Source organism: Micromonospora sp. DSM 45708, from assembly GCF_039566955.1.
In the GTDB taxonomy this organism is placed as follows: domain Bacteria; phylum Actinomycetota; class Actinomycetes; order Mycobacteriales; family Micromonosporaceae; genus Micromonospora.
Genome location: NZ_CP154796.1, coordinates 3,080,193 through 3,101,340, shown reverse-complemented (window position 1 = coordinate 3,101,340; position 21,148 = coordinate 3,080,193). Strand labels below are relative to the sequence as shown.

Annotated in this window: 18 protein-coding genes; 14 read left to right on the top strand and 4 right to left on the bottom strand. The window is 74.7% G+C overall.

Translation table 11 applies throughout. The features are described 5' to 3' along the window. The first annotated feature begins 429 nt into the window (after positions 1-429). The 6 genes from VKK44_RS13790 to VKK44_RS13765 all read left to right on the top strand — a co-directional run bounded on the left by VKK44_RS13790 (position 430) and on the right by VKK44_RS13765 (position 7,684). Positions 430-1,401, top strand: a complete 972-nt coding sequence (locus VKK44_RS13790) for an ATP-binding cassette domain-containing protein (RefSeq protein WP_343447348.1) — start codon at positions 430-432, stop codon at positions 1,399-1,401. Further along, a complete protein-coding gene (locus tag VKK44_RS13785) occupies positions 1,398-2,231 on the top strand; it encodes an ABC transporter permease (RefSeq protein WP_343447347.1) in 834 nt (277 codons plus the stop codon). The genes VKK44_RS13790 and VKK44_RS13785 overlap by 4 nt, the downstream gene beginning before the upstream one ends. A gap of 117 nt (positions 2,232-2,348) precedes the next feature. Then, positions 2,349-5,141 carry a DEAD/DEAH box helicase gene (locus VKK44_RS13780; RefSeq protein ID WP_343447346.1) on the top strand — a complete coding sequence of 931 codons (2,793 nt, stop codon included), beginning with the start codon at positions 2,349-2,351 and terminating at the stop codon, positions 5,139-5,141. After that, positions 5,138-6,442: an SWIM zinc finger family protein gene (locus VKK44_RS13775; RefSeq protein ID WP_343447345.1), complete on the top strand. Its 1,305-nt coding sequence runs from the start codon at positions 5,138-5,140 to the stop codon at positions 6,440-6,442. The genes VKK44_RS13780 and VKK44_RS13775 overlap by 4 nt, the downstream gene beginning before the upstream one ends. A 100-nt stretch (positions 6,443-6,542) precedes the next feature. After that, positions 6,543-7,349 (top strand): TetR/AcrR family transcriptional regulator, encoded by an 807-nt coding sequence (locus VKK44_RS13770; RefSeq protein ID WP_343447344.1) that lies wholly within the window; start codon positions 6,543-6,545, stop codon positions 7,347-7,349. 23 nt (positions 7,350-7,372) lie between these two features. Then, a complete protein-coding gene (locus VKK44_RS13765; protein WP_343447343.1) occupies positions 7,373-7,684 on the top strand; it encodes an NIPSNAP family protein in 312 nt (103 codons plus the stop codon). Here VKK44_RS13765 and VKK44_RS13760 read toward each other — a convergent pair. Further along, a complete protein-coding gene (locus VKK44_RS13760; protein ID WP_343447342.1) occupies positions 7,656-8,696 on the bottom strand; it encodes a helix-turn-helix transcriptional regulator in 1,041 nt (346 codons plus the stop codon). The genes VKK44_RS13765 and VKK44_RS13760 overlap by 29 nt on opposite strands. 88 nt (positions 8,697-8,784) lie before the next feature. Here VKK44_RS13760 and VKK44_RS13755 point away from each other — a divergent pair, with 88 nt between their 5' ends. Next, positions 8,785-9,369 (top strand): DinB family protein, encoded by a 585-nt coding sequence (locus tag VKK44_RS13755; RefSeq protein ID WP_343447341.1) that lies wholly within the window; start codon positions 8,785-8,787, stop codon positions 9,367-9,369. A 24-nt stretch (positions 9,370-9,393) separates the two neighbouring features. Here the strand turns inward: VKK44_RS13755 and VKK44_RS13750 are convergent, their stop codons facing one another. Beyond that, positions 9,394-10,617: a MalY/PatB family protein gene (locus VKK44_RS13750; protein WP_343447340.1), complete on the bottom strand. Its 1,224-nt coding sequence runs from the start codon at positions 10,615-10,617 to the stop codon at positions 9,394-9,396. Between the two features lie 33 nt (positions 10,618-10,650). On the opposite strand from VKK44_RS13750, the gene VKK44_RS13745 reads away from it, so the two are divergent. Further along, positions 10,651-11,211, top strand: coding sequence for a GNAT family N-acetyltransferase (locus tag VKK44_RS13745; RefSeq protein WP_343447338.1), 561 nt, complete (start codon positions 10,651-10,653; stop codon positions 11,209-11,211). Between the two features lie 32 nt (positions 11,212-11,243). On the opposite strand, the gene VKK44_RS13740 is transcribed toward VKK44_RS13745, so the two are convergent. Both VKK44_RS13740 and VKK44_RS13735 read right to left on the bottom strand, forming a co-directional pair. Next, positions 11,244-12,065 carry an MOSC domain-containing protein gene (locus VKK44_RS13740; RefSeq protein ID WP_343447337.1) on the bottom strand — a complete coding sequence of 274 codons (822 nt, stop codon included), beginning with the start codon at positions 12,063-12,065 and terminating at the stop codon, positions 11,244-11,246. A gap of 3 nt (positions 12,066-12,068) precedes the next feature. Continuing rightward, positions 12,069-13,697, bottom strand: coding sequence for an acyl-CoA dehydrogenase family protein (locus VKK44_RS13735; RefSeq protein ID WP_343447335.1), 1,629 nt, complete (start codon positions 13,695-13,697; stop codon positions 12,069-12,071). A gap of 168 nt (positions 13,698-13,865) precedes the next feature. On the opposite strand from VKK44_RS13735, the gene VKK44_RS13730 reads away from it, so the two are divergent. The 6 genes from VKK44_RS13730 to VKK44_RS13705 are packed head-to-tail and all read left to right on the top strand — an operon-like array spanning position 13,866 to position 21,122. Next, positions 13,866-15,407 carry an ABC transporter substrate-binding protein gene (locus VKK44_RS13730; protein ID WP_343447334.1) on the top strand — a complete coding sequence of 514 codons (1,542 nt, stop codon included), beginning with the start codon at positions 13,866-13,868 and terminating at the stop codon, positions 15,405-15,407. A gap of 1 nt (position 15,408) precedes the next feature. After that, positions 15,409-16,353, top strand: a complete 945-nt coding sequence (locus VKK44_RS13725) for an ABC transporter permease (protein WP_343447333.1) — start codon at positions 15,409-15,411, stop codon at positions 16,351-16,353. Further along, complete coding sequence (locus VKK44_RS13720) at positions 16,350-17,234, top strand: ABC transporter permease (RefSeq protein ID WP_343447332.1); 885 nt, start codon at positions 16,350-16,352, stop codon at positions 17,232-17,234. The genes VKK44_RS13725 and VKK44_RS13720 overlap by 4 nt, the downstream gene beginning before the upstream one ends. Then, positions 17,231-18,265 carry an ABC transporter ATP-binding protein gene (locus VKK44_RS13715; protein ID WP_343447331.1) on the top strand — a complete coding sequence of 345 codons (1,035 nt, stop codon included), beginning with the start codon at positions 17,231-17,233 and terminating at the stop codon, positions 18,263-18,265. The genes VKK44_RS13720 and VKK44_RS13715 overlap by 4 nt, the downstream gene beginning before the upstream one ends. Then, positions 18,262-19,299: an ABC transporter ATP-binding protein gene (locus VKK44_RS13710; protein WP_343447330.1), complete on the top strand. Its 1,038-nt coding sequence runs from the start codon at positions 18,262-18,264 to the stop codon at positions 19,297-19,299. The genes VKK44_RS13715 and VKK44_RS13710 overlap by 4 nt, the downstream gene beginning before the upstream one ends. Before the next feature lie 35 nt (positions 19,300-19,334). After that, the gene (locus VKK44_RS13705; RefSeq protein ID WP_343447329.1) at positions 19,335-21,122 is read left to right on the top strand and encodes a gamma-glutamyltransferase family protein; all 1,788 of its coding nucleotides are present in this window, start codon (positions 19,335-19,337) and stop codon (positions 21,120-21,122) included. The last annotated feature ends 26 nt before the right edge of the window (positions 21,123-21,148 follow it).

Below are 21,148 nucleotides of genomic sequence, written 5' to 3'. Positions count from 1 at the left end.
CTCCGATCTGCGGCCGGCGGCCGGCCGGTGTGCCGCGAGGCTTGTGGTGGGCCGGTCCGGGCGGACGCGGACACGAGCCACCCGCCGCTCCTGGCGGCCTTGTCCTTGTCGGGGGAATCGCTTCGGCCGGCCATTCTGCGCCCCTACCGGGGTCTTGCCGCAAGACCCGGGGTCTGCTATATGGTGGTGGTGGCGGAGGACGCGTTTGCCTCCGCTCTTTCCCGGGCCGATTCGCCGTCGCGAGGCCCGCTCCGCGCCGTCCCGGCCGTCGCCGGACCGCACCCCGCCGAATCCGGATCGCGCCCCGCCGCATGTCGTGACCCCGCCGTCCAGCCGGCGTCCCCGCGTCGTGTCCGGTCTCGCCGTACTGTTTACCGTATGATGTACGCTAGCGGCGTCGAAGGCCGGCACTGCGGAGGAGGAGGCCACGTGACAGCGGGCGAGCACGCGATCATCGCGGAGGGGCTGCGCAAGCGGTACGGGGACAGCTACGCCCTGGACGGGTTCGACCTGCGGGTCCCGCCGGGCACCGTGTGCGGACTGCTCGGCCCGAACGGCGCCGGCAAGACCACCTCGGTGCGCATCCTGTCCACCCTGCTCCGGTTCGACGAGGGCCGGGCCGAGGTCGCCGGCTTCGACATCGCCCGGCAGGCCGACCGGGTGCGCCACCGCATCGGTCTGGTCGGGGAGCACGCCGCGGTGGACGAGGTGCTCAGCGGCTACCAGAACCTCGTCATCTTCGGCCGGCTCTGCCACCTCGGCACGAAGCGGGCCCGGCGGCGTGCCACCGAGCTGCTGGAGCGCTTCGGCCTCGCCGAGGCCGGCGACAAGCCGGTCAAGGCGTACTCGGGCGGCATGCGACGCCGGCTCGACCTCGCCGCCGGCATGATCCTCACCCCGTCGGTGCTCTTCCTCGACGAGCCGACCACCGGTCTGGACCCGCGCAGCCGCAACGAGGTCTGGGAGGCCGTCCGTGAGCTGGTCCGCGCCGGCACCACCGTGCTGCTCACCACGCAGTACCTGGACGAGGCCGACCAGCTCGCCGACCAGATCTCGGTGATCGACACCGGACGGGTCATCGCCGAGGGCACCCCCGACGAGTTGAAGGCGCGGCTCGGCGGCGACCGGATCGACCTCGTGGTGCACGACGCCGGTGACCTGACCGTGGCCGCCGCGCGGCTCCGTCTGGTCGCCCGTGCGGAGCCGGAGGTCGACCCCGACCGCCGCCTCGTCAGCGCCCGGGTCGGCAACCGCGCGGGCGCGCTCACCGAGCTGCTGCGGGCGCTCGACGCCGGCGGCGTCACCGTGGCGGACGTGGCGCTGCGCCGTCCGACGCTCGACGAGGTGTTCCTGCACCTGACCGGCCACCGCCCGGGGACCGCCGGGGAGGTGCCCGCGTGACCAGCGCGACGCTGCCCACCGCGGTCGGCCCGGACGTCGTGCCCGGCCGGCCGTGCCTGCTCGCCGACAGCGTCACCCTGACGATGCGCAGCCTGGCGCGCTGGCGTCGCGACCCGGGGCCGCTGATCGCGTCGCTGGGCTTCGACATCGTCATGGTGCTGATGTTCGCCTACCTGTTCGGCGGCGCCCTGCGGGTGCCGGGCGGCGGCAGCTACCGCGAGTTCCTGATGCCCGGCATGTTCGCCATGACCATGGTGTTCGGCATCAGCCTCACCACGTTGGCCGTCTCCGCCGACATGGACCGCGGCGTCACCGACCGGCTCCGGTCGATGCCGGTGTCGCCGCTGGCCCCGCTGCTCGGCCGCGCCGTGGCCGACCTGCTGTTCGCGGTGGTCACCCTCGCGGTGATGGTGCTCGCCGGCCTCGCCGTCGGGTGGCGGGCGCACGGCGGCGCCGGCGACACGCTCGCCGCGTTCGGGCTGATCCTGCTGCTGCGCTTCGCCCTGGTCTGGGTCGGCATCTTCCTGGGCCTGGTGATGAAGGGGCCCGCGGCGGTCGCCGGCGTGCAGACGGTGGAGTTCCCGCTCGGTTTCCTGTCCAACGCGTTCGTGGCGCCGTCCACCATGCCCGCGTGGCTCGGGGCGGTGGCGGAGTGGAACCCGCTGTCGGCCACCGTCGGCGCCGTCCGGGAGCTGTGCGGCAACCCCGGCTGGGGCGGCGACTCCTGGGTGGCCTCCCACTATCCGGTGATGGCCGTGGTGTGGCCACTGCTCCTGGCCGCGATCTTCCTGCCGCTGTCGGTCGTCAGGTACCGATCCCTGAGCGCCTGACGCGTCGTCCGCCCCGGACGGGACGGCTCCGCCGGGCGATCTACGGTACGTTGTACGCCAGGGTTGTGGGGCATCGGCAGACGGCTGCGCCGCATCGACGATCGGGAGGTTTCGAGGGTGCTGCTCGGGCGGTTCGCGGTCGTCTTCGCGCCGGGCGACCCGCCCCGGGCCGGCACGGTGAGCTTCTACGATCCGACCGGCGACGCCGTGCCGGACGAGTGCGACGACCTCGGCGAGGTCCGCGAGGGGGAGCTGGCACTGCCCCTCGACGGTCCGGTCGCCGCGTGGCGGGTGCGGGTCTGCGCCGTACCGGTCGCCGACGCGGTCCGGCAGCTCGTCGCGCTGCGCGACGAGGCGGACGTGACGCCCGCCGCCGCGTTCTGGTCGGCGGTGGCGGTCACCGGCCTGCACCTGGTGGCGCGCGGCCGGCTGCTGCCCGGCGTCACGCCGGCCGGGCACGACGCCTGGCGGGTCGGCCCGTTCGACGTCGCGGACGTGGAACGCGTCCGCGCGCTCGCCGCGGCGATGCCGGCCGAGGCCCGCGCCACGCCTGTCGACCCGTTCGCCGAGACGCTCCTGCTGCCCGACGCCGAGAACCTGGTCCGGGCGTTCCTGGACGCGGTGGCCGACACGCTGCCGCGCATCCCGGCAGCGCCGTGGCTGACCGGCGACGACCGGTTCGCGGGCCTGGCCCCGCAGCCGGCGGAGGAGCTGCGCGAGTGGGCGCGGGAGGTCTCCGCCGGCGTGGACACCGGGCTGCGGGTGGCATTGCGGCTGGAAGAGCGCGGCGACCTCGGGGCCATCGGTCTCACCGCCGTGGTCCGCCTGCGCAGCCTCGCCGACCCGACAGTGGTCAGCGACGCGGCGGCGCTGTGGACGGGCGACGGGCACGGGCTCGGCGAGCAGGCCACGTTCGAGGCCATGCGCGCGGTGCGCCGGGCCGCCACGGTGTGGCAGCCGCTGGCCCGGCTGCTCGACGAGGCCGCCCCGGTCGAGCTGGAGCTGCTCGATGAGGACCTGGTCGACCTGCTCGGCGGCGCCGAACGGCGACTCGCCTCGGCCGGCATCGACGTCGAGTGGCCGCCGCGGTTGTCCCGCGAGCTCGACGCCCGCGTCCTGATCTCCTCGCCGCCGGAACAGCCGGCCGATCCGGCCGGCTTCTTCCGCTCGGCCGCGCCGATGCCGCGAAGCTGGCAGCTCACCCTCGGCGGCGCGGCGCTCACCGACGCGGAGATGGACCTGGTCGCCACGTCCCGGCCGGTGGTCCGGCTGCGCGGGCGGTGGGTGGCGGTCGAGCCGGAGCTGGCGCGCAAGGCCCGGGAGCGCCGGCTCCGCCCGCTCACGGCGTACGACGCGCTGGCCGCCACGCTGATCGCCAGCGCCGAGGTGGACGACGAGCGCGTCGAGGTGGTGGCCGACGGCTGGCTCGGCGCGCTGCGCGAGCGGATCGCCGACCCGGACGGCGGCCCGGAGCGCCCGGCCCCGCCGGCCGGGCTGGACGGCACGCTTCGCGGGTACCAGCTACGCGGGCTGCGCTGGCTGGACCGGATGACCTCGCTCGGCTTCGGCGGCTGCCTCGCCGACGACATGGGTCTGGGCAAGACGATCACGGTCATCGCGCTGCACCTGCGCCGCCGGGCCGACCCGACCCTCGCCGGGCCGACGCTTGTGGTCTGCCCCGCCTCGGTGCTCGGCAACTGGGAACGCGAGATCCGGCGGTTCGCGCCGGGCGTGCCGGTCCGCCGGTTCCACGGCACCGCCCGCTCACTCGACCACCTCACCGAGGGATTCGTGCTGACCAGCTACGGCACCATGCGGCTGGACGCCGCGGTGCTCGGCGGGCGGCGGTGGGGGATGGTGGTCGCGGACGAGGCGCAGTACGTGAAGAACCGGCTCAGCGGCACCGCGAAGGCGCTGCGCGAGATCCCGGCCGACGCCCGCCTGGCGCTGACCGGCACGCCGGTGGAGAACAACCTTTCCGAGCTGTGGGCCATTCTCGACTGGACCACGCCCGGCCTGCTGGACCGGGTCGACACGTTCCGGGCCCGCTGGGCCCGGCCGATCGAGGTGGACCGCGACGCGTCCGGCGTGGACCGGTTGTCCCGCCTGGTCCGTCCGTTCCTGCTGCGGCGCCGCAAGTCCGACCCGGGCATCGCGCCGGAGCTGCCGCCGAAGACGGTCACCGACCATCTGGTCTCGCTCACCGGCGAGCAGACGACGCTCTACCGCCGGGTCGTCGACGAGGTGATGGGCGAGATCCGCACCAGTACGACCGGCATCGCCCGCCGCGGGCTGGTGCTGAAGCTGCTCGTCGGCCTGAAACAGGTGTGCAACCACCCGGCGCACTACCTGAAGGAGCCGCACGGCGAGCTGTCCGGCCGCTCGGAGAAGTTGCAGCTCCTCGACGACCTGCTGGAAACCATCCTCGCCGAGGACGGCGGCGCCCTGGTCTTCACCCAGTACGTGCAGATGGCCCGGCTGCTGGAGCGGCACCTGGCCGACCGGGGCGTGCCGGCGCAACTGCTGCACGGCGGCACACCGGTGCCGCAGCGCGAGCAGATGGTCCAGCGGTTCCAGGCCGGCGCGGTGCCGGTGTTCCTGCTCTCCCTCAGGGCGGCCGGCACCGGTCTCAACCTGACCCGCGCCGACCACGTCATCCACTACGACAGGTGGTGGAACCCGGCCGTGGAGGAGCAGGCCACCGACCGGGCGTACCGGATCGGGCAGACCAAGCCGGTGCAGGTGCACCGGCTGATCGCCCAGGGCACCCTGGAGGACCGGATCGCGGCGCTGCTGGAGTCCAAGCGGGAGCTGGCCGACGCGGTGCTCACCGGCGGCGAGACCGCGCTGACCGAACTCTCCGACGCCGAGCTGTTCCGGCTCGTGCGGCTGCGCGACGACGAGGGATGACGGACGTGGACTGCGACTTCGGGTTCGACGACGAGCTGGACGACGACGAGGCGGCCGAGCCGGCCGGGGACGACGGGCGGGCCCGCAGCTTCGCGGCGTTCGGGCCGGTCCGGCGGATCGGCCGGACGTTCGCCGACACCTGGTGGGGCAACGCCTGGATCGAGTCGATGGAGCACACCGCGCTCGACGCGGACCAGCTCAGGAAGGGCCGGCGGTACGCGTTCGCCGGTCAGGTCGGGCCGATCACGGTGAGCCCCGGGCGGATCTCCGCGCCGGTGCACGACGGCGACCAGTACACCCCGCACGACACCGTGGTCCGGATCGGAACGCTCTCCGACGCGCAGTGGGACCGCCTGCTGGACCGGGTCGCCGCCAGGGCCGGACACATCGCCGCGCTGCTCGACCGGGACATGCCGCGCGAACTGGTGGCCACCGCCGACGACGCCGGGGTGCGGCTGCTGCCCGGCTACGGCGACCTGGAGCCGGCGTGCGACTGCCCGTCCTGGGACCACCCCTGCCGGCACGCCGCCGCGCTGTCCTACCAGGCGTCCTGGCTGCTGGACCGGGATCCGTTCGTGCTGCTGCTGATGCGTGGGCGGGCGGAGCCGGAGCTGATCGAGGAGCTGCGCGCGCGCAACACCGGCCGCCCGGCCGCCGCCGAGGAGGTGGCCGTCGTCGGCGTCCGGGCCGAGGAGGCGTACGCGACCGCCCCGGCCGCGCTGCCCGCGCCGCCGCCGGCGGTCCACGGTGAGCCGATGGCGCTCGCGCCGCTGCTGGACCCGCACGACGCGCCCGGCCTGGACGCCGAGGCGCTGGGCGTGCTCGCCGCGGACGCCGCGTCCCGGGCCCGGCACCTGCTCTCCGCCACCGCGGCTGAGGTGCTCGCGCCCGAGCCCGACGCCTGGCAGGACGCCGTGCGGCTGGCGGCGCGGATGCCGCGCTCGCGGGCCGCGCGCCGCCTCGGCGAGGCCAGCGGCCGGGCCGACGATCTGCCCCGGGCGATCAGGGCCTGGGAGTACGCCGGCGTCGCCGGCCTGGACGCGGTCGACGCGGTGTTCAGCCCGCCGAAGGAGCTGGTGTCCCGGGCCACCGACGCGCTGCGCGCGGCCGGGGTCACCGGCGACGGCGCACCGCAGGTGAAGAACTGGCGCAACCGCTGGACCGTGGGCCGGGACGTGCAGGTGCGCTACGGCCGGGACGGCCACTGGTACCCGTTCCGCAGGCGCTCCGGCCAGTGGTGGCCGGCGGGTCCGCCCGGCCCGGACCCGGCCGACGCGCTGCTGGACCTGTCGCGGGACTGATCCGCGGACCGGCGGCCGGTCGGAGGGTCCCGCTCCGGCCGGCCGCCCCAGCGGACGGCCCGTACGCGATACGGTATGTGCCCGTTAGGATGGGCCCACTATGACGAAGGAGCGCAGGGGCAAGGCCGACCCCGCCCGCAGCCTGGCCATCCTCTGGCGCACCCGGGAGCCCACCAGCCGTGGGACGGGTCCGGGCCTCAGCGTCGACCGGATCGTGCGGGCGGCCGTCGAGATCGCCGACGCCGAGGGCATCGACGCGCTCACCATGCGGCGGGTCAGCGAGGCGCTGGGTGCCGGCACCATGTCGGTCTACACCTACGTGCCCGGCAAGTCGGAGCTGCTCGACGTCATGGTCGACACGGTCTACGGCGACATGCCGCGCCCGGCCGACGTGCCGGGCGGCTGGCGGGGCCGGCTGGACCGGATCGCCCGGGACAACCTGGCGCTCTACCGTGCCCATCCGTGGCTGCTGCGCGCCGAGACCAGCCGGCCGGTGCTCGGCCCCCACACGCTCGCCAAGTACGACTACGAGCTGACCGCCGTGGCCGACATCGGGCTGGACGACGTGGAGATGGACGCCGTGCTCACCCTGGTCCTGGGGCACGTCAAGAGCATCGCCCGCGCCGACTACGACGGCGCGCAGCTGGAACGCGAGACCGGGATGACCGACGGGCAGTGGTGGCAGATCCACGGCCCGTGGCTGGAGAAGTTCATGACCTCCGGCAGCTACCCGACCGCGGCCCGGGTCGGCTCGGCGGCCGGGGCGGCGCACGGCGCGGCCTACGGCCCGGAGCACGCCTTCGAGTTCGGGCTGCGGCGGGTGCTGGACGGCATCGCGGTGGTGGTCGCCGAGCGGACGGGCGGGGCCGGCCCGCTCGGCTCGCCCCCGACCGACGCCGGGCGGTGACCGCGCCCCGCTAGGGTGGCCGCATGATCACGTGCGTCGTGCACTACACCATCGACCCCGCGCGGATCGAGGCGTTCGAACGGTTCGCCCGCGCCTGGATGACGCTGGTGGCCCGGCACGGCGGCGTGCACCACGGCTATTTCCTGCCCGCCGAGGGCGCCAGCGACCGGGCCGAGGCGCTGTTCAGCTTCGAGAGCCTGGCGGCGTACGAGCGGTACCGCACCCGGTTCGGCGTGGACCCGGAGTTCGTCGCGGCCGACCGGATCCGCGACGAGTCGGGGTGCGTGCTGCGGTACGAGCGCACGTTCATGCGCCCGCTCCTGCCGACCGACTGACGCCGCCGGGGTCTCCCCGCCGAGCGTCCGGGGCCTCGGCCGCGGCGGCGTAACGCCGGGCCAGGCGCGCGAACGCGTCCCGCAGCTCGGGCGGCCCGACCACCTCGATGTCGGCGTCGTACCGGCCGAGCAGGGCGGCCAGTCCGGGCCAGGACCAGGCGCCCAGCACCAGCCGGCAGCGGTCCGGGCCGAGCTCCTCGACCAGGCCGTCGCGGGTCCACGTGGAGACCGTCCGGGCGGGCAGGTCGAGGATCACCTCCCCCTGGCACGGCCAGTCACCCGGACCGCCGGCACCGCGGAACCGGCCGGCGACGAACGCCGCCACGTCCCCGCCGGGCAGCTCCCGGGGTGTGAACCGGGGGCCGGTGGGGGTACGCGGACTGATCCGGTCCACCCGGAACGTGCGCCAGTCGTCCCGGTCCAGGTCCCAGGCGACGAGGTACCAGCGCCCGCCCCAGGTGACGAGGTGGTGCGGCTGGACCCGGCGGGGTGGCGGCACGCCGTCCGCCGGGTCGGCCGCCGGCCCGGCCGGGTAGTCGAAACGCAGCACCTCGCGGGCGTGCACGGCGGCGCTGAGCGTCACCAGCAGGCCCGGCTCGACCCGGGGCCGGGCCGGGCCGCCGGCCCGCTCCACCGCGACCACCCGCAGGGCGTCGACGCGGTGGCGCAGCCGCGCCGGCATGACCTGCCGGACCGTGGTCAGCGCCCGCGCGGCGGCGTCCTCGATGCCGGTCACGGTGGTCGCCGCGGTCTGCAACGCCACCGTGAGCGCCACGGCTTGCTCGTCGTCGAAGAGCAGCGGCGGCAGCGCCGACCCGGCACCCAGCCGGTAGCCCCCGTCCGGGCCCTTGGCGGCGGCGATCGGGTAGCCCAGCTCGCGTAGCCGGTCCACGTCGCGGCGCACGGTGCGTGCGCTCACCCCGAGCCGTTCGGCCAGCACCGCGCCCGGCCAGTCGCGGCGGGCCTGCAAGAGCGACAGCAGGGCGAGCAGGCGGGCGGACGTCGTCGGCATGTGCCGCATTCTGCCCCCGGTAGCGGACAGAAACTGACCGCTATGCCTGCGAGCGTGGACCCGTACCGATCAGAACCGGAAGGAACCGATGACCATGACCGTCCCCACCACGACCCCCACCACGCTCGACGCCGAACGGACCGACCTGCTCCGGGCGCTGGCCGACGCCCGGGCCGCGCTGACCGCCACGGTGCGCGACCTGACCGACGTCCAGGCGGGGGAGCGCCCCACCGCCAGCGCGCTCTGCCTGGGCGGCGTGCTCAAGCACGTCGCGTCCGGCGAGGAGGCCTGGCTGCGGTTCGTGGTCGAGGGCCCGACGGTGATGACCTTCGCCCTGCCCGACGGCGTGACCTGGGCGGAGTTCATGGCCGGCACGGCGCGCGAGCTGCCGCAGTGGGCGATCGAGCGGGAGCGGACGTTCCAGATGCTGCCCGAGGACACCCTGCCGGCGATTCTCGACCGGTACGCGCGGGTCGCCGCCCGCACCGAGGAGATCGTCTCCACAGTGGCCGACCTGTCGGCGGCCCAGCCGGTGCCGGAGGCCCCCTGGAACGAGCCCGGCACGGTGCTGAGCGTGCGCGCGGTGCTGATGCACGTCATCGCCGAGACCCGGCAGCACACCGGGCACGCGGAGATCCTGCGCGAGACGCTCGACCGGCGCACCACCACCTGACCCGGGGCCGGTGCTCGCCCGCCGTCATCCATCCGCCAGCGCGGCGGCGGCCCGGCCCATCCGGGTCACCGCCTCGGTCAGCACGGCGGGCGAGGTGGCGAAGTTGAGCCGGACGAAGCCGGAGCCGCCGGTGCCGAAGACGTGCCCGGAGCTGAGCGCCACCCGGGCGTCGTCGAGGAACATCCGCGCCGGACCGGACAGGTCGGTGACCACGCCCGGTCCGTCGCCCGTCGCCTGGGTGGCCACGCCGAGCCGGGTGCAGTCCAGCCAGGCCAGGTAGGTGCCCTCGGGCGGGCGCCAGGAGACGGCGGGCAGGTGCTCGGCGAGCAGCGTCCCGAGCAACGTGCGGTTGGCGTCGAGGCCGTCGAGGAGCTGGTCCAGCCACGGCCCGCCGGCGGAGAACGCGGCGGTGTGCGCGAGCACCCCGAGGTGGCTGGGCCCGTGGCTGACCTCCTCCGGCATCCGGGCCAGGTCGTCGGCGGCGCCCGGCCCGGCGACCGCCACCGCCGCCTTGAGGCCGGCGAGGTTCCACGCCTTGGACGCCGACAGCAGGGCGAACGCGTCCCCCGACCCGGGGACCGTCAGGTACGGGGTGAACCGCGCGCCGGCCAGCGCCAGCGGGGCGTGGATCTCGTCGGAGACGACCCGTACGCCGTGCCGTGCGGCCAGCTCGGCGACGGCGGCCAGCTCGTCGCGCCGGTGCACCACGCCGGTCGGGTTGTGCGGGTTGCAGAGCAGGAACGCGGGCCGGCCGCCGGCCGCCCGGGCCCGGTGGAACGCCTCGTCCAGCGCGGCGTGGTCGAGCCGCCCGTCGGGCCCGAGCGGGGCCTCCAGCACCCGCCGGTCGGCGTGCGTGACGAACGCGTAGAACGGCGGGTAGACGGGGGAGCAGACCACCACCGCGTCGCCCGGCCCGGTGACCAGCCGCAGCACCTCCACCACGCCCGTCATCACGTCGGGCACCAGCGTGCTGCGTCCGACCGGGAAGTCCGGCCAGTTCCAGCGCTGCGCGGCGAACCCGCCGAGCGCCTCCGCGTAGCCGGTCCCGTACGCGTAACCGGTGTCGCCCAGCTCGACCGCGCGGCGCAGCGCGTCGGCCACCGGCGGCGCCAGCGGCACGTCCTGCTCGGCCACCCACAGCGGAAGCACGTCCGGCGGGTGCAGCCGCCACTTGATGCTGGTGCGCTGCCGGAGCTGGTCCAGCGTGAGCCGGGTGAGCGGGTTGCGGTCGTCGGCGGGAACGCGCATGCCGCCCACCCTAGGGGGCTCTACCATCGCCCGGTGGCCCACCCGACGTACCCCCTGCGGACGCCGCGGCTGCTGCTGCGCCCGGTCACGCCCGACGACCTGGACGACGTGCACGCCTGGCAGCGCCGTGCCGACGTGTTCCGCTGGACGCTCGGCGCGCAGCCGCGTACCCGGGAGGAGTCCGTGGCGTCGGTGGCCGCGATGGTGGGCGAGGACGCGCTGCGCGCGGAGGGTGACTGCCTGACGCTGGCCGCGGTCACCGCCGACCGGGTGATCGGCACGGTGGAGCTGGTCTGGCGCAGCCGGGTCGACCGCACCGCCGAGCTGGGCTACGTCTTCCATCCCGACCACGGCGGCCGGGGCCTGGCCACCGAGGCGGCCGGGGCGCTGCTGGACTGGGGGTTCGGCACGTTCGGGCTGCACCGGGTGATGGCCCGGTGCCACGCCGGCAACGAGCCCTCGGCCCGCCTGCTCACCCGGTTGGGCCTGCGGAGGGAGGCCCGGCACGTGCGCAGCTACCGGTTCCGGGGTGAGTGGGCCGACCAGCTCGTCTTCGCCGTCCTCGCCGACGAGTGGCGGTCCCGCGCCGGTTGAGCGGCGGGGTCAGCCGGGGCCGGAGCCGGCGGTCAGCCCGCGGTGACCGGGTCGCCGACCCGGATCTCGCCGGTGGTGACCGGGATCAACCGGATGCCGAACCACGTCTTCCCGTCCTGCCGCCGGTACCGCGACAGCGTGCGGATCGGCTCCTTGCCGCTGGTGAGCGTCACCGGGTCGATCAGCGTGAGCGAGCAGCGGTCGCAGCGTTCGGCGACCCGGAAGTCGACCGCGCCGATCCGCACCCGGGTCCAGCCGTCCTCGGCGAACGGCTCGACCGGGCCGTCGAGCACCACGGTGGGCCGGAACCGGGCCATCGGCAGCGGATCGGGTGGCGGCTCGCCCCGCTCCAGCGCGCCCTCGACGATCCAGTCCCGCAGCCGGCGCAGCGACGGCAGCGTGGCGGCCAGCAACGGGCCGGCGTCGGCGAGGTTCAGCGGGTCGCCGGGGCGACCACCGTGGTCGGTCGACACCGGGCGGCGGCGCGGGTCGTCCAGCCAGCCCAGCCGCACCGGGCGACCCAGGCGCTCGGAGAGCCAGTCGTGCGCCTCGGCGGCGGCGAGGCGCACCGAGTCCAGCCGGGACAGTGTGGTGGCGGCCGGCGGCCCGGCCACCGGTTCGGCGACGGCCAACGAACCGCCGGTCCGGTCGGTGAGCGTGAGCGAGCCGACGCCGGGCACGGCGGTCAGGCCGAGCATCCGGGGCGCGGTGCGGGCGGTGAGCACCGCGCCGTCGGGTTGCAGCAGCACCCAGCGCCGGTCGTGACGCAACCCCCACGGCTCGACCGTGGCCCGGTCGACGTCCACACCGGCCAGCGACTTCACCGGGTGGACGTGCGTCGAGACGAGTCGCACCGGTCAGCCGAGCTTCGGGGTGGCCCGGTCGATGATCGCGGCGAGGTCGAGCCCGCCGGGCAGCGTCCCGTACGCCTGACCGTGGTCGCCGCCGAGCCGGGACGCGCAGAACGCGTCCGCGACCGCCGGATGGCCGTGGCGCACCAGCAGCGCGCCCTGGAGCACCAGCGCGAGCCGCTCCACCACCCGGCGGGCGCGCAGCTCCAGGTCGGTGGGGTCGGCCAGCTCGTCGCGCACCGCGCGGACCGCCGCGTCGAGGCGCGGGTCCGCGCCGGCCGCGGCGGCCACCTCCGCCTCGTACGCGGCCAGCACCTGCGGCTCCCGGGTGAGCGCGCGCAGCACGTCCAGCGCGGCGACGTTGCCGGAGCCCTCCCAGATGGAGTTCAACGGCGACTCGCGGAACAGCCGCGGCATGCCGGACTCCTCGACGTAGCCGTTGCCGCCCAGGCACTCCAGCGCCTCGGCGGCGTGCCCCGGCCAGCGCTTGCACACCCAGTACTTCCCGACGGCCAGCGCCAGGCGCTTGAACGCGGTTTCGCCGGCGTCGCCGCGCGCCGACCGGTCGGTCGCGCCGGCCAGCCGCGTCATCAGCACGGTGGCCGCCTCGGACTCCACCGCCAGGTCGGCCAGCACGTTGCGCATCAGTGGCTGGTCGGCCAGGTAGCGGCCGAACGCCGTCCGGTGGGTGGCGTGGTGCACGGCGGTGGTCACGCCCTGGCGCATCCCGGCCGCGGCGCCGATCACGCAGTCCAGGCGGGTCAGGTTGACCATGTCGATGATGGTGCGTACGCCGCGGCCCTCGTCGCCGACGCGCCACGCCACCGCGTGCTCGTACTCGACCTCGGCGGAGGCGTTGGAGCGGTTGCCGAGCTTGTCCTTCAAACGCATCAGCCGCATCGGGTTGCGACCGCCGTCGGGCAGCACCCGGGGGACCAGGAAACAGGTGAGGCCGTCCGGCGCCTGGGCGAGCGTGAGGAACAGGTCGCACATCGGCGCCGAGGTGAACCACTTGTGCCCGACCAGCCGGTAGCTGCCGTCCGGCTCGGGCCGGGCGGTGGTGGTGTTGGCGCGCACGTCCGAGCCGCCCTGCTTCTCCGTCATCGACATGCCGGCCAGCAGGCCACGCTTGCCCTCCGGCGGGCGCAGCCCGAAGTCGTACTCGGTGCTGGCGAGCAGCGGCTCGTAGCGCGCGGCCAGGTCGGGGCTGTGCCGCAGCGCCGGCACCGCCGCGTAGGTCATCGAGATCGGGCAGCCGTGCCCGGCGTCGGGCCGCCAGACGTAGAAGCCGGCGGCGCGGGCCACGTGCGCGCCGGGTCGGTCGTCGGCCCACGGCGCGGCGTGCAGGCCGTGCCCGACCGCGGTGCGCATCAGCTCGTGCCAGGAGGGGTGGAACTCCACCTCGTCGACGCGGTGGCCGTAGCGGTCGTGGGTGCGCAGCACCGGCGGGTGCTCGTTGGCCAGCCGGCCGTGCTCGGTGGCCGCCTCGCTGCCGGACAGCCGGCCCAGGTCGTGCAGCCCGGCGACCGCCCAGCCGGCGCCCTCCCGGGCCAGGCCGTCGAGCAGCGCCGGGTCGTCGGCGGTGTCGTGGCCGACCAGCGGCGGAACCTGGTTGACGACCTCGTGTGTGGTCACGGCGGCACTCCCAGCACGCGGCGGCGGAAGGTGGATTGAACCACCGTTCAGTCCCGGCCGGCAACCGCCCGGCGACCAGTCAATTTGGCTCGATTCGTTTGACATCATCCCGCTCGGCGAGAAGACTCGCCGAAACTTTCTTTTGTTCGGAATGCGGCAGGGGGGCCAATGTCCAGGAACAAGCTCGGCGTGATCGGCGCGGCGCTCACGCTCGCGGCCGGCGTCCTGTCCGGATGCACCGGCGGTGAGAGCGTCGACGTCGGCGACGGCGGCGGGAACGCCGGGGGCGCGGGGGGCGTCCTCAATGCCGCGATCGGCGGCGAACCGGACCAGCTCGACCCGCACAAGACGTCCGCCTACTACAGCTTCCAGGTGCTGGAGAACGTCTACGACACGCTCGTCGAGCCGGACGCCGACCTGAAGATGGTGCCGTCGCTGGCCACCAAGTGGACCACCAGCTCCGACCAGCTCACCTGGACGTTCACGCTGCGCGACGGCGCGACGTTCTCCGACGGGTCGCCACTGACCTCGGAGGACGTGGTCTACTCCTACGAGCGGATCATCAAGCAGAAGCTGAACACCGCCTACAAGTTCGCCACCGTCAAGTCGGTGACCGGCCCCGACCCGGCCACCGTCGTGGTGACGCTGAGCGCGCCCACCCCCAACCTGCTGGCCAACCTGGGCGGCTTCAAGGGCGTGGCGATCGTCGAGAAGTCCAACGTGGAGTCCGGCAAGGTGAAGACCGCGCCGGTCGGCAGCGGCCCGTTCAAGGTCGCCGGCTACACCTCGGGCGACAGCATCAAGCTGGTCCGCAACGACGCCTACTGGGGCGACAAGCCGAAGCTCGACGGCGTCACCTTCACGTTCGTCAAGGACCCGACCGTCGCGTTGCAGAACCTGCGCAGCGGCCAGGTGCAGTGGACCGACAACCTGCCGCCGCAGCAGGTGAAGTCGTTGCGCGACGGCGACGACCCGGTGGTGAGGACGGCCCCCTCCACCGACTACTGGTACGTGGCGCTCAACGAGGCCCGCAAGCCGTTCGACAACCCCGAGGTCCGCCGCGCGATCGGCTACGCGCTCGACCGGGAGGCGATCACCAAGGCGGCCAAGTTCGGCCTCGCCACGGTCAACCAGGCCGCCATCCCGCGCGACAGCGCGTTCTTCTACGACTACGCGCCCTTCTCGCACGACCCGGCCAAGGCGAAGCAGATGCTCGGCCAGGCCGGCGTCGCCAACCTCAGCATGGACCTGATGGTCACGAGTGAATACCCGGAGACGGTCACCGCCGCCCAGGTCATCGCCGCGCAGCTCAAGGACGTCGGGATCACCGTGAAGATCCGTACGCTGGACTTCGCCCAGTGGCTCGACGAGCAGGCCAAGGGGAACTTCGACGGGTTCATGCTCGGTTGGCTGGGCAACGTCGACCCGGACGAGTTCTACTACGCCCAGCACCACAGCGGCGGCACGTTCAACTTCCACAAGTACGCCAACCCGGCCGTCGACAAGCTGCTCGACACCGCCCGAACCGAGACCGACCAGGCCGCCCGCAAGCAGGCGTACGACCAGGCGGCGAAGCAGATCGTCGACGACGCCAGCTACCTCTACCTCTACAACCCGGACGTGGTGCAGGGCTGGTCGAAGAAGGTCTCCGGCTACGACGTCCGCAGCGACCGGGCGATCCGGTTCCGCGCGGTCGCCCTCGGCAAGTGAGATGACCCGCTTCGTCCTGCGGCGGGTCCTCCAGTCCGCGGTCGTGCTGCTCGGGGTGACCCTGGTGGTCTTCCTGCTGCTGCAACTGGTGCCCGGCGACCCGGTCCGGGTGGCGCTCGGCACCCGCTTCGACCCGCAGACGTACGAGGCGCTGCGGGAACGCGCCGGCCTGGACCAGCCGCTGCCCGTGCAGTACGCCAGCTACCTCGGCCACGCGCTCACCGGCGACCTCGGAGTCAGCTTCCGCACCGGCCAGCCGGTCAGCCGGATCGTGCTGGAACGGCTGCCGGCGACGCTGTCGCTGGCGCTGACCGCGGTGGTGTTCGCGCTGCTGGTGGCGTTCCCGCTGGGCATCGTCGCGGCGGTGCGCAGCGGCTCGGCGGTCGACCACGCGGCGCGCGTGTTCAGCCAGTTCGGCGTCTCGGTGCCCGACTTCTGGATGGGCATCATGGGGATCATCCTCTTCGCCGGTGTGCTGGGCTGGCTGCCGCCGTCGGGCTACGTGGCGCTCACCGAGGACCCGGGCCGGTGGGCGTCGCACGTGGCGCTGCCGGCGGTCACCGTCGGCCTGGTCACCGCGTCGATCCTCACCCGGTTCATCCGCTCCTCGGTGCTGGAGGTCCTCTCCGCCGACTACGTGCGCACCGCCGAGGCGAAGGGGCTGCGCAACCGGGTGGTGATCCTGCGGCACGTGCTGCGCAACGCGCTGATCCCGGTCGTCACCGTGGTCGCGGTGCAACTGGCCAGCCTGCTCGGCGGCGTGATCGTCATCGAGGTGCTGTTCGCCTGGCCCGGCATCGGCCGGCTCACGTTCGACGCGGTCCAGGCCCGCGACTATCCGGTCCTCCAGGGTGCCGTGCTGCTCGTCGCCGCGCTGTTCCTGCTGGTCAACCTACTGGTGGACATTCTCTACGCCCGCCTCGACCCGAGGATCACGGTCAAGTGAGCGGCGCATCGGAGAGCACCCGGCGTCGCGTGCTGGACGCGCTGCGCCGCGACCCGCTCGCCGTCGGCGGCACGCTGGTCCTGCTGCTGCTGGTCGTGGTGGGCGTCGCCGGTCCCTGGCTGGCCCCGTCGGGCGTCAACGACGTCGACGTCGACGCGATGCTGCGACCGCCCAGCGGGGCACACCCGTTCGGCACCGACGAGCTGGGCCGGGACGTGCTCAGCCGGGTGCTCGTCGCGGCGCGCGTCTCGCTCCAGGTCGGCGTGGTCAGCGTCGGCATCGCGCTGGTCGCCGGCGTGACGCTGGGGCTGTTCGCCGGCTACTACCGGGGCTGGCTGGACAGCGTGCTGATGCGCTGCATGGACGTGCTGTTCGCGTTCCCGGTGCTGCTGCTGGCGGTGGCCATCGTGGCGGTGCTCGGCCCCGGCCTGCTCACCGCCATGGTCGCCATCGGCGTGGTCTACACGCCCATCTTCGCCCGGATCACCCGCGCCGGCGTCCTGGCCGTCCGCGAGCAGGTCTTCGTCCGGGCCGCCGTCTCCATCGGCGCGTCCGACCTGCGCATCATGCGCCGGCACGTGCTGCCCAACATCGCCGCGCCGCTGATCGTGCAGACGTCGCTGTCGCTGGCGTTCGCGATCCTCTCCGAGGCGGCGCTGTCCTTCCTCGGCCTGGGCATCCAGCCGCCGGCGCCGGCCTGGGGGCGGATGCTCTTCGACGGGCGCGGCTTCGTCACCGACGCCTGGTGGCTGGGCGTGTTCCCGGGCGCGGCGATCTTCCTGACCGTGCTCGCGTTCAACCTGGTCGGCGACGCGCTGCGCGACGTGCTCGACCCGCGCCAGCTCACCGTCAGCGAGGCCCGCAGGGGCGGCACCGCATGAGCGAGCGCACCGAGCGAAGCGAGGGCCACGAGCGCATGCCCAGCCAGCACCGCACCAGCGACAGGACCGTGTTCTCGGTCGAGGACCTCACCGTCACCGTCGGCACCCGCCGCGGCCCGGCCCGCGCCGTGGCCGGCGTGTCCTGGCAGGTCCGCGCCGGCGAGACGTTCGCGCTGGTGGGCGAGTCCGGCAGCGGCAAGAGTATGACGCTGCTCGCGGCCACCGGCCTGGCGCCGCGCGCCGCCACGGTCACCGGCCGGGTCCGGTTGCTCGACACCGAGCTGAGTGCGTTGCCCGACGACCGCCGGCGCAGGCTGCGCGGCCGGCACGTCGGGTTCGTGTTCCAGGATCCGATGACCTCGCTCAACCCGGTGCTGCCGGTCGGCCGGCAGGTCACCGAGGCGGCCGAGGCGCACCTCGGGCTGACCCGCCGCGCCGCCCGGGCCCGGGCGGTGGAGCTGCTCGACCTGGTCGGCATCCCGTCCGCCGCGCAACGGGTCGACGCGTTCCCGCACCAGTTCTCCGGCGGCATGCGTCAACGCGTCGTCATCGCCATGGCGTTGGCCTGCGAGCCGGACCTGCTGATCGCCGACGAGCCCACCACCGCGCTGGACGTCACCACCCAGGCGCAGATCGTCGAGCTGGTCGCCGACCTTCAGCACCGGCTCGGCACCGCGGTCGTCTGGGTCACCCACGACCTGGGCGTGGTCGCCGGCATCGCGGACACCGTCGCGGTGATGTACGGCGGACGGATCGTCGAGCAGGGCCCGGTCGACGCGGTGTTCGACGCGCCGACGCACCCGTACACCCGGGCGCTGCTCGCGGCGCGGCCGGACCCGGCCCGCCGGGGCGAGGACCTGGTGGCGATCCCGGGCGCCCCGCCGAGCCCGCTCGACCTGCCGCCGGGCTGCGCGTTCTGGCCGCGCTGCCCGGTGCGCGCCGACGCCCGGTGCGAGCACGAGCTGCCGCCGCTGACGCCGGTCGGCGACGGGCACACCGTCCGTACCTTCTACCCGGGAGGAACGCCATGACAGCGGCGGACGTGGTCGCCGAACTGGACGACCTGGTGGTGCACTTCCCGACCCCGGCCGGTGTGGTCCGCGCCGTGGACGGCGTCACGCTGGCCGTACGCCGGGGCGAGACGCTCGGCCTGGTCGGCGAGTCCGGCAGCGGCAAGTCCACCGCCGGCCTGGCGCTGATGCGGCTGGTCGACCCGACCGCCGGCCGGGTCCGGGTGGCCGGCGCGGACGTGACGGGGCTGTCCCGGCGTCGCCTGCGCGGGATGCGCCGGCATGTGGCCATGGTGTTCCAGGACCCGCAGGCGTCGCTCGACCCGCGCCGTACGGTCGGGGACAGCGTCGCCGAGCCGCTGGTGGTGCACCGGCTGGCCACCTCCGCCGCCGCCCGCCGGTCCCGGGTGGCGGAGCTGCTGGAGCTGGTCGGCCTGCGGCCGGAGACCGCCGACCGGCACCCGCACGAGCTGTCCGGCGGCCAGCGCCAGCGGGTGGGGGTGGCCCGCGCGCTGGCCGGCGAACCGGACCTGATCGTGCTGGACGAGCCGATCGCCTCGCTGGACCTGAGCGTGCAGGCGCAGATCATGAACCTGCTCCGACGCCTGCAACGCGACCTCGGGCTGACCTACCTGTTCATCGCGCACGACCTGGCGGCCGTCGAGCACATGAGCGACCGGATCGCGGTGATGTACCTGGGCCGCATCGTGGAGACCGGTCCGCCGGAGCGGATCTACCAGCGGCCGGCCCATCCGTACACGGCGGCGCTGCTGTCGGCGGTGCCGGTGGCCGATCCCCGCGTCGAGCGGGCACGCCGGCGCATCGTGCTCTCCGGCGACATCCCCAGCCCGGTGGACCCGCCCAGCGGCTGCCGCTTCCGTACCCGCTGCCCGCAGGCCCGCGACGCGTGCGCCGGGACCGATCCGGCGCTGGCCGAGGTCGGTCCCGGCCAGCACGCCGCCTGCCTGTTCCCGCTGGACGGCGCGCGGCCTCCCGCCGCCGGCGGGCCGGAGCGAGACGGCGGAGCGGCGCGCGCCGACGCTGGCGCGGCGTAGGCTCACCGGGCCGACGTCGCCCGCAGGAGTCGCCGATGACGTTCACCACCCGGCCGACGCTGCGCGGCACGTTCGGCATGGTCTCCTCGACGCACTGGCTGGCCAGCCAGTCCGCGATGGGCGTGCTGGAGCGCGGCGGCAACGCGTTCGACGCCGCGGTCGCCGCCGGTTTCGTGCTGCACGTGGTGGAGCCGCACCTCAACGGTCCCGGCGGCGAGGTGCCGGCGATCCTGGCCACGGCCGGCGATCCCACCCCGCGGGTGCTCTGCGGCCAGGGCCCGGCTCCGGCCGGCGCGACCGTCGCGCACTTCCGCGCGCTGGGTCTGGACCTGGTGCCCGGCGCCGGCCCGCTCGCCGCCGTGGTGCCCGGCGCGGTGGACGCCTGGCTGCTCCTGCTGCGCGACCACGGCACCCGCACGCTCGACGAGGTGCTGGATCCGGCGATCGGCTACGCCGCCGCCGGTCATCCGCTGGTCGGCGCGGCCGGGCAGACCGTGGCCCGGGTCCGGTCGCTGTTCACCGAGCACTGGCCGACCTCCGCGCGACTGTGGCTGCGCGACGGCCGTCCGCCCGCGCCGGGGGAGATGGTCACCAACCCGGCGTACGCGCGGACGCTGCGCCGGCTCGTCGAGGCCGGCCGGGCGGCCGGGGCGGACCGGGTGGCGCAGATCGAGGCGGCCCGGCGGGCCTGGCGGGAGGGTTTCGTCGCCGAGGCGGTCGAGGAGTTCAGCCGCCGCCCGTTCCGCGACTCCAGCGGTCACCCCCACGCCGGCCTGGTCACCGGCGACGACCTGGCCGGCTGGTCCGCCACCTGGGAGGAGCCGGTCACGCGCGACTGGCGTGGGCACACCGTGGCGAAGACCGGTTTCTGGGGCCAGGGTCCGGTGTTGTTGCAGACGCTGGCGACGCTCGACGCGCTCGACGACCCGCGGGCCCTCGATCCGTCCACCGTGGACGGCATCCACGCCCAGGCCGAGGCGCTGAAGCTCGCCTTCGCCGACCGGGAGGCGTGGTACGGCGACACCGACGTGCCGGGCGCGGCGCTGCTCTCGTCGGCGTACGCCCGCGAGCGGGCCGCGCTGATCGACGACCGCGCCGCGACCGAGCTGCGCCCGGGCCGCCCGGCGGGCGCGTCGCCGCGGCTGGCGGCGCACCTGCGCGCGCACGCCGCCCGGCGGGCCGGCCCGCCGGACCCGAGCACCGGCGAACCGACGGTACGCGCGGACGGGGTGACCCGCGGCGACACCTGCCACGTCGACGTGGTCGACCGGTGGGGCAACATCATCTCGGCCACCCCGAGCGGCGGCTGGCTACAGAGTTCGCCCACCATCGAAGAGCTGGGCTTCCCGCTGGGCAGCCGGTTGCAGATGTGCTGGCTGGAGGAGGGGCTCGCGTCGTCGCTGCGGCCGGGCCGGCGTCCGCGTACCACGTTGAGCCCGACGCTGGTGCTGCGTGACGGCGAGCCGGTGCTGGCCTGCGGCACGCCCGGCGGCGACCAGCAGGACCAGTGGCAGTTGCTGTTCCTGCTGCGTCATCTCGTCGGCGGGCAGGAGTTGCAGGAGGCGATCGACGCGCCGGCCTGGCACACCACCAGCCTGCCGGCGTCGTTCTACCCGCGCGAGGTCGAGCCGGGCGTGCTGGTGGTGGAGGACCGCGTCGACCCGGACGTGCGGGAAGCGTTGCGCGCTAAGGGTCACATCGTCCGTCGCGCCGACCCGTGGAGCCTGGGCCGCCTGTGTGCCGTCGCCCGCGACCCGGCCACCGGAGTCCTGTCGGCCGCCGCCAACCCCCGGGGCGCCCAGAACTACGCCACCGGCCGCTGACCCACCCACCCGTTCCCTCCCCTCGC